This window comes from Gardnerella vaginalis, from assembly GCF_001546485.1.
In the GTDB taxonomy this organism is placed as follows: domain Bacteria; phylum Actinomycetota; class Actinomycetes; order Actinomycetales; family Bifidobacteriaceae; genus Bifidobacterium; species Bifidobacterium vaginale_D.
The window spans coordinates 1-7,608 of sequence record NZ_KQ956876.1 but is presented as its reverse complement, the minus strand read 5'-3'; the positions used below and the strand labels follow the sequence as shown (position 1 = coordinate 7,608).

Genomic DNA, 7,608 nt, shown 5'->3' with positions numbered 1-7,608 from the left:
TTTTCAGCTGGCTTCTTATCAGCAGGCTTCTTCTCTACCGGCTTCTTATCAGCCGGTTTCGATTCAGCTGGCTTCTTATCAGCTGGCTTAGATTCCGGCTTCTTATCAGCAGGCTTCTTCGGAGCTGGCTTAGATTCGGCTGGCTTAGATTCAGGCTTCTTCGGAGCTGGCATATTGTCAGACTGAGTATCGGCATCAGCAACGTGTGCAGCAAACACAGTCACTTCACCAGAAGCAAGCTGACTACCTCCAGCATCCATAAGTAGAATGGTATGCTTGCCAGTTAAACCAGCTGGAATCATAGCTTTGAAGTAGTACTTGCCGTTCTCATCAGTATGCACTGTTACATACTCATGACCATCTTCACCATTAAGTTGCTGAGGCGTAGAGTAGATGAACGCATACATGCGAGCATCTTTCTTAGCATTCTTCAAAGCTGCAGGTTTTCCAGAAACATACACGCTCTGTTCCTTGCCAGCAACAATTTCCTTAGTATCTAAAGCAATCAGATTCTTTGTGAATTTTACTGTAGAAACAGGAGGCAGTGGAGCTGAATCCGTTTGAGTTGATTCATCCTTAGTTTCCGGCTTTTTTGGAGTTGGCTTTGGAGCAGGATCTGGCTTCTTGCCTGGCTTACCCGGCTTACCCGGCTTACCCGGCTTACCCGGCTTGCTTGGCTTGCCTGGCTTGCCTGGCTTACCTGGCTTACCTGGCTTGCCTGGCTTACCTGGCTTACCCGGCTTACCCGGTTTGCTTGGCTTACCCGGTTTGCTTGGCTTCTCACCCTTGTGATCACCCGGCTTACCTGGCTTCTCACCATCAGTATGCTTCTTACTACGCTTCACAATAAATGTGTACGCAGTAGCACCAGCACTATTATCACTGGTATCGCTAGCAGTATTGCCAGCAAAATCAGTCGCCTCAATAGTAAGGGTATGAGTACCATCAGCCAACTTTTCAGTCGGAATCTTCAACGTTAATGTTTTAGAATCTGGCTCATCTGGATTTGGATGATCGTTGATATTCTTCACATCAACTAAGGTGCTTTCAACAGTATTTACTGGAAGATAATTTTCCGTATACGCTACTGGACGACCATCAACCATAACGCGCAAAGACTTCAAATGATCATCTGTTGCTCGAACAGTGATTTCATGACCATCAGCAATCTCTTCACCTTCAAACAAACCAGCTTTAACTTTTGGATCCGTTTCATCAAGCACAACAGGAATCACACCGAGTAAATGAGATTCAACCTGATCACTTAAGTGCAGCAGCAACTTGTCACCATCGTTTACTGAAATATCAGTTGAGAATTGACGACGAGTTACTTCAGTACCATTCGTATCCAAAGTGTAGAAATCACCTACAGAATCATTATTAATTCGCAAAGTTTGACCGAAAGCATCATCCGACACATTGCCACTAAAGGTAACGGTATCGCGATTTGTGAATAACGTATGTCCGTACAACTTTGGCGTGTCGAAACGTGCTGTTGGAGGCGTAATGTCGAAGTAGAAAGCTGCAGGAGTATCGATTACATTCGTTTCATCGTCTTCATCAGCATCTTCATCAGTTGCTTTTGTATTTACTTGCAAGCGGAAATCGTTGATTCCTGGATGCATCGGCAACTTTACGCTAAACTTGCCATTCTTAATATTCGCGCGCAATGGGTTTGGAGTTACGAACTTCTTGGTTTTGGCATCAATTCGCGTAGCTGGAGTGAACAGTACACTCGTTACATTAGCACCCACTTCGCCTTGAGCAACAAAATAATTTTTGCCAATAACATCTGATCCATAAGCTTTCTTATGCACTAACCACGCATAAGAACCCATAGAACCAGCATTAGTAAGCGCGAAATCTTTTGTCTGTGGAACTTCAGGCGCAGCAATTGCACGACCAGCAAGCGCTAGACCCATAGTAGTGCTATTTTCTGCGGAATCCGTAGCTACGAGCGTTACAGTCACAGCTTTAGCAGCAGGAGTAATCACTGTTTTAAAGCTACCGTCTTTGCCAACAGCTACTACTTCTTCAGTTTCTTTACCAGCTGCAGCCGCCTCTGCTTGCTTTACATTTGCATTAATATTCGCTGTTGAAGTTGTATTGGCTCCAGAAACAGCTTGCGAAGAAGATGCAGTAGTATGAGGGGCACCTGAACCAGCAACAACATTAGCTGAAGTAGTATTGTCAGCAGCTTTCTGATACTTCAACGTTAGTTTTACAGTATCTTCAGGAGTGTCCGTTACTTTACCAGCAACAGTTACTTTACCATCTGCAGCTACAGGCAAATTACCCTTGTTGTCAAGACCATTCATGGTAATGTTTGGAGCTTGCGCGTTGAACGTTAGCTTAAGTTTCTTATTACCAAGACGATTACCTGTTGCATCGTACGCCTTAAAGGTCACAGTATTTTCGCCATTTTTCAGCGGCACAAACGCGTAGAAAGTATTCTCATCCTTGCGTTTTGCAGCATTCGTAACTTGCTGCTTTTTATCGCCTTTAGGAGTTACGTAAGCTCGTATAGATGCGACGTTATCTGTAAGGTATCCTTCGATGTAGAACTTGCCATTAATATTCGGGTTAGTTTTACTTTCTTCTAGAGCATTAGCTTTAATTTGGTGAGAAGTAAGAACTTTTTCATTTGGAATGATAATGTTCTTAGTCGGTATTTCTTCTTCCTTACCGTTTGCGTCTTTCTGAGTATGCTTCTTGAATACCTTCTTAACCTCAGTTGGGTTCATAGCATTGTCTCTAGCAAGCACATCTATATATGGCGCGTCAGTACCAATGTGGATAGGCTTGCACACTCGCGTACGAGTTGCTTCATTCAACGGACATTGAGTGTCTTCATCACCATAGTTCAAAGCATCCTTTACACCAGGAAGATGAATAGTTGGCACGCCAGGATCAGGACTTAATTCATCACTAATAACAATATTCACATTGCCTTTATCATCACGATCAGATACTGTGACTTTAGGTCCATGATTATCGATTGCTACCTTCATATCGTAAGTTTGCCAATCAAACTTATCTCCTAAGCGAGCCTGAATGCGATACGTATACCATCCATCAGGAAGAATGTCAAACCTACTTGTTTTTGGATTCCACACAGACCCGTCGAAATTTCCAGCTAAACCGTCGGTTGCACTAGCATCAGAGATAGTAGAACGATTTACATTGTGTTCTGTTCCAAGAACAATCTTAGTTTTATGATGAGAATCCAACACAGAATACTTTATGTCAGACGCACCTCGGAACATAGACATAGATGGCACAACGTAATCCATCCACCCATCTTGATTTGCAGGTGAAAATTCACCAAGTACATACGGCTTTGTTTCATTATTGACTGGAAGTTTGCCCATACTGCCTGCTACAGAAAGCAACGATGTCGTAAGATCACTATGATTTGCACCGTAGCTTTCTCCCGGCTTTACCATAATTGGTTCAGCATTCCAATCGCCTACGAAACCGAGGTATGGCACAGCAACATCTGGCTGAGTATTGCTCAGCGATTCAAAACGCACCCAACCTTCAATATAATGATTGCCTTGAGAACAATCTGGGCTTAACGTAAACTTCACATCAGCGGTTCTCCCAGGCTTTACTGTAACTGTACGCGTTTGTGATTGCAACGTTTCAGTATCACTAATAGAGGTTACTGTCTTTTGATTAACCTCATTAGACTCATTGACAACATCTTGATCTGGGACAGCAAATTTTACTGGATTCTTACCATAATTATGTAAAGTAACTGTAAACTTGCGATCAGCATTCACGTTTCTAAGAGCCACGTACGAATTGCCGTCAACTGTTGCAATCACGTTAGTAGCAACAGCTTTATCGACCTGCGCTAAACCTGCACCAATCTGACGAGGAGCATACGGAATCTGCTTACTATCTGCAGAATCCTTACGTCCAATAATGCTTGCTGTATTCATCAACGATTGCTCAACACGCTTAATCATCTCAGACTTTTTAAGTTTTGGAAAACGCTTTTTGTAGCTTTCCATCACTAACGCCGAAAGACCGGAAACGTTTGGAGCAGCCATAGAAGTACCGGACATGCTCGTGTATTTATTGCCATTCTGCGTAGACCACACGTTGCCACCAATGCCAGCAATATGAGGTTTGAAATCAAGCTCTGGCGTTGGTCCCCAAGAGGTGAAGGTTGAAGGCTTACCGTTATCTGGATTAACAATAGTAGTGAATTGGTCCGTGAAAGCTATCTTTACTTTCTCGCCGTTATGTAAAGCAGCAAGAATTGGCAAGGCATAGGAGCGAGGAATAGACGCGCCAAAGCAATTCTTGATTTTCTCCAATCCGCCCATTCCAATGAACATGGATGAATCCTTGTCGTGATTATAAACAATCACACCCTTAGCGCCTTTAGCAATAGCATTCTTAAACTTTTCCGTAAAAGTAATGCCACCACGTTCTACAAGAGCATACTTATCTTTAAGATCAAGATTTTTTACATCGTCGACAGTAGCTTTTTTAGCATCCACAAGTTCATGCTGAGATACTGCGTCTATTAAAGAACCAATGGCAAGATTGTATGGCACTGCGTGAGATTTGCCATCTTTCCCTGTCCAGTTTGCTGCTTGCTGCGTAATGTTGGAATTTTCAACAGAAGCAACGCTGAAAGCGGAAGGATAAGAAGATGGCGAACCGAGAGTAGCATCATCCCACTTGCCAAGCGCATCATCCTCACCGCCGGAAGGGGAAAAGTTCAAGCCAGAGTTTCCAGCAGAAATCACTGGTAGTGAACCAGCTTCGCGAGCCTTTTTAAGTGCAATTGAAGTGGCATTAGAAGTTCCAGCAAAACCATTAGTTGAACCGAGAGACATGTTGATAATATCGGCGCCAAGTTTTACAGAATCTTCGATTGCAGCAACAATATCAACATCGCGAGCGCCATGTGCCTCAGGATTATTTGAGAACACTTTCATAGCAAGCAGCTGAGCGTTTGGAGCTACACCATCAACGCGATGATGTTCTGAAGCAGGAGAATCCTGTTCATCACCATTTGCAGCAACAATACCAGCCACATGCATACCGTGCTGTTCTGCACCAGAGTCTGTGAAGTTGTCGTTTTCATCGGCGTAATTGAAACCTGCAGGAACTTTGTCAGTAGTGTTGCCTTTACCTGTTGGTTGTAATCGAAGATGTTGCTTAGCTGAAGCATCAAGCTTCATATCTTGGTGAGTTGGATCTATGCCGGTATCGATGATGGAGACCAGCACGCCAGTTCCATCGAGATGATACTTTTTAAACGCAGTTTGTACACCTTGCAAATTACGTGCAGTATTTTCCATTGGATAATACAAGCGTTCTTTTGCAACAGAAACTACACCTGGCTCCTTTCGCAAAGCCTGAATATGATTTTCAGGAAGAGTAGCTTCAAAAGCGTTCAACAAGTAGCCAACTTGACGACGAACTGTCATATTGTATTTTGACTGTATTCGATTAATAAAATCTTTCTGCTCTTGAATATTGGCTTTTTCACTAGCTTCGGTACGGTCAGGATGATAATTTTTCATCGTAACAATAACAGTTACTGGTTCAGAAGAGGCAACTTTTTTATTTGCATTCTGACTACTGTTATGATATTTTTCTACCGCTTTAGCAAGCGTTGGATTAATGTGACGCAGCTGTTCTGGGGAAAAATTCGTACTTTTGCGCGTTTTGGCAGACGCTGCAGTGAATTCTGTGCCTGATGTTTCTTCAGCAAACGCTGGGGAAACATCAGCAAGTGGCACTAGAAGCGTAGCGGCTGCTACGCTTAATGCCGCTAAACGAGTCAGATATGACGTTCGTTTGAACTTCATAAACATACTCTCCTTCAAAATGGTGGTTAACTACCCAGTGAAAATTGCTTGTAGATAATTCACAAGAAAATGTTGGGAATGGCCCCAAATTCTGCAAGTGGAATTTTCTTGGAAACCTTATGCAATATATGCAAAATTTCCAGCACAATTTCATCTATAGGTGTAAATATTTTTGTTAAGCTCATTTAAGGCATTTCCGCTAAATATCACACGGAAGATATACCCCCTCCCCATATGAATCGACAGATAATGCCGCTTTTCAGCAGATGCAACAAAAATATTTTTCACAAACTTTAGCACTGCTTGAGCCAGAAACAATTCCAAAAAAATTGCGTTTTCACAAACAAAAATGTGAGGAAAATCACATTTTTATATAAAAAATGGCTTAATTTAGCCCTTTTTATACAAATATTTTCTGTGATGTTAACATAGAAAAAATTCTGTATTAACATATAATTTACATGGGGCTTGAGAAAAAATGCACAATGTTACTATTTTTTAAGAAATTTAGAGCTAATTACCAACAAATGTTGGTGCGCCTCGCAACTTGAACCGTAAATTTTCAGATAACCGACGATAGATGCAAACGGCAGAAAATCTACACAGTGAGAACGTTACCCCCACATTTGGAGGGTTACGAAGGGCTTGGCACTCCAAACGCGAGGAAAGTTTCCGGCATTTGGAGGGTTTGAGGTTGCGCGGCGCTCCAAACACGCGCAGTCACAACGCTCACCGCACACAATCGTTCGCGCAACTTACGCATCTGCTTTAATCCTGCTTACTCATCAATTTACTTCATTAGTTCCAAATATTTATTAGCAGCTTTACGTATTTTTGCTGGATCAATCCATCCAGTCGTAAACGATTCATTAACCGCATGAAGTAGCGTAAACAGTGCGCTTGTAAGATTTCTCTTTCCCTTAGCTATGTTGTATAAATTATCAAAATGAGCTGCTTTATTTCTAATCTCTTTGATGTAAATAAGATTTTTTGCTATTACTTTCCTATCCCCATCGTCATCTTTATTCATTTTTGAGTAGTTCACAAATGGGAACGCATTGCATACAGCATCTTTCCAAAGTTTTTGCTGAATGCGATTGCTATTTTTTGTTTCCGAAGATCCAACAAGCTTTACCCATGTTCCCCACATGAGTTTAGATAAAATGTCATCATGATTTACGCTTCCACCATCATGCGAGTGAACTGCAATTTCTCTCGCTTGCTTGATTTGATTTTCAATCAAATCTTTAACCAAATCTGGCGTATAAAGTGGATTAGTCCATTCCTCATTTTGCTTTTCTTTCAATGCAAGTTTGCGAAGCTCTAAATCAATTGAATTACGCACGCATATTTCTACGTATCCAATCTGCTCATGTAATATTCCTGCTAATTCATGATTCGATTTGCATATAAGCATAGCTGTGCCTAAATCATTATTTGCATCGCGCATATAACGATTAAATCTAGCCACGCCACAAAATTGTTGCGCTTCTTGCAGAGTAAAAAATATTAGCAGACATGAAAATATTGTACATTTAGTTTGAATTTGACACGAAAATATAATACGACAAATGCAAATTCTCAGGGAATATGATAGACTCTAACTTACCTGTGTAGGTTGCTCCTACACGTGATTTCATTGAGCTCTTGTTCGTTAAAAATCGTTCTTTAAGGACAAGAGCTCAGTTGTTTTTGGATGGAAGATTTTGCTAAACGTAGGTTTGTGCGGCGCTCCAAACGGGGTTATAGGCCAAAAAGTGTGTAAAACTAT

At 41.7% G+C, this 7,608-nt stretch carries 2 protein-coding genes; both read right to left on the bottom strand.

Going from position 1 to position 7,608, the window contains the following annotated elements; all coding sequences use genetic code 11:
- Positions 1-5,837: S8 family serine peptidase (locus HMPREF3208_RS05995; RefSeq protein WP_230953114.1), on the bottom strand; the 5,837-nt coding region annotated here is incomplete at its 3' end.
- 790 nt (positions 5,838-6,627) lie between these two features.
- A complete protein-coding gene (locus HMPREF3208_RS05990; protein WP_230953113.1) occupies positions 6,628-7,308 on the bottom strand; it encodes an Abi family protein in 681 nt (226 codons plus the stop codon).
- Between the last annotated feature and the right edge of the window lie 300 nt (positions 7,309-7,608).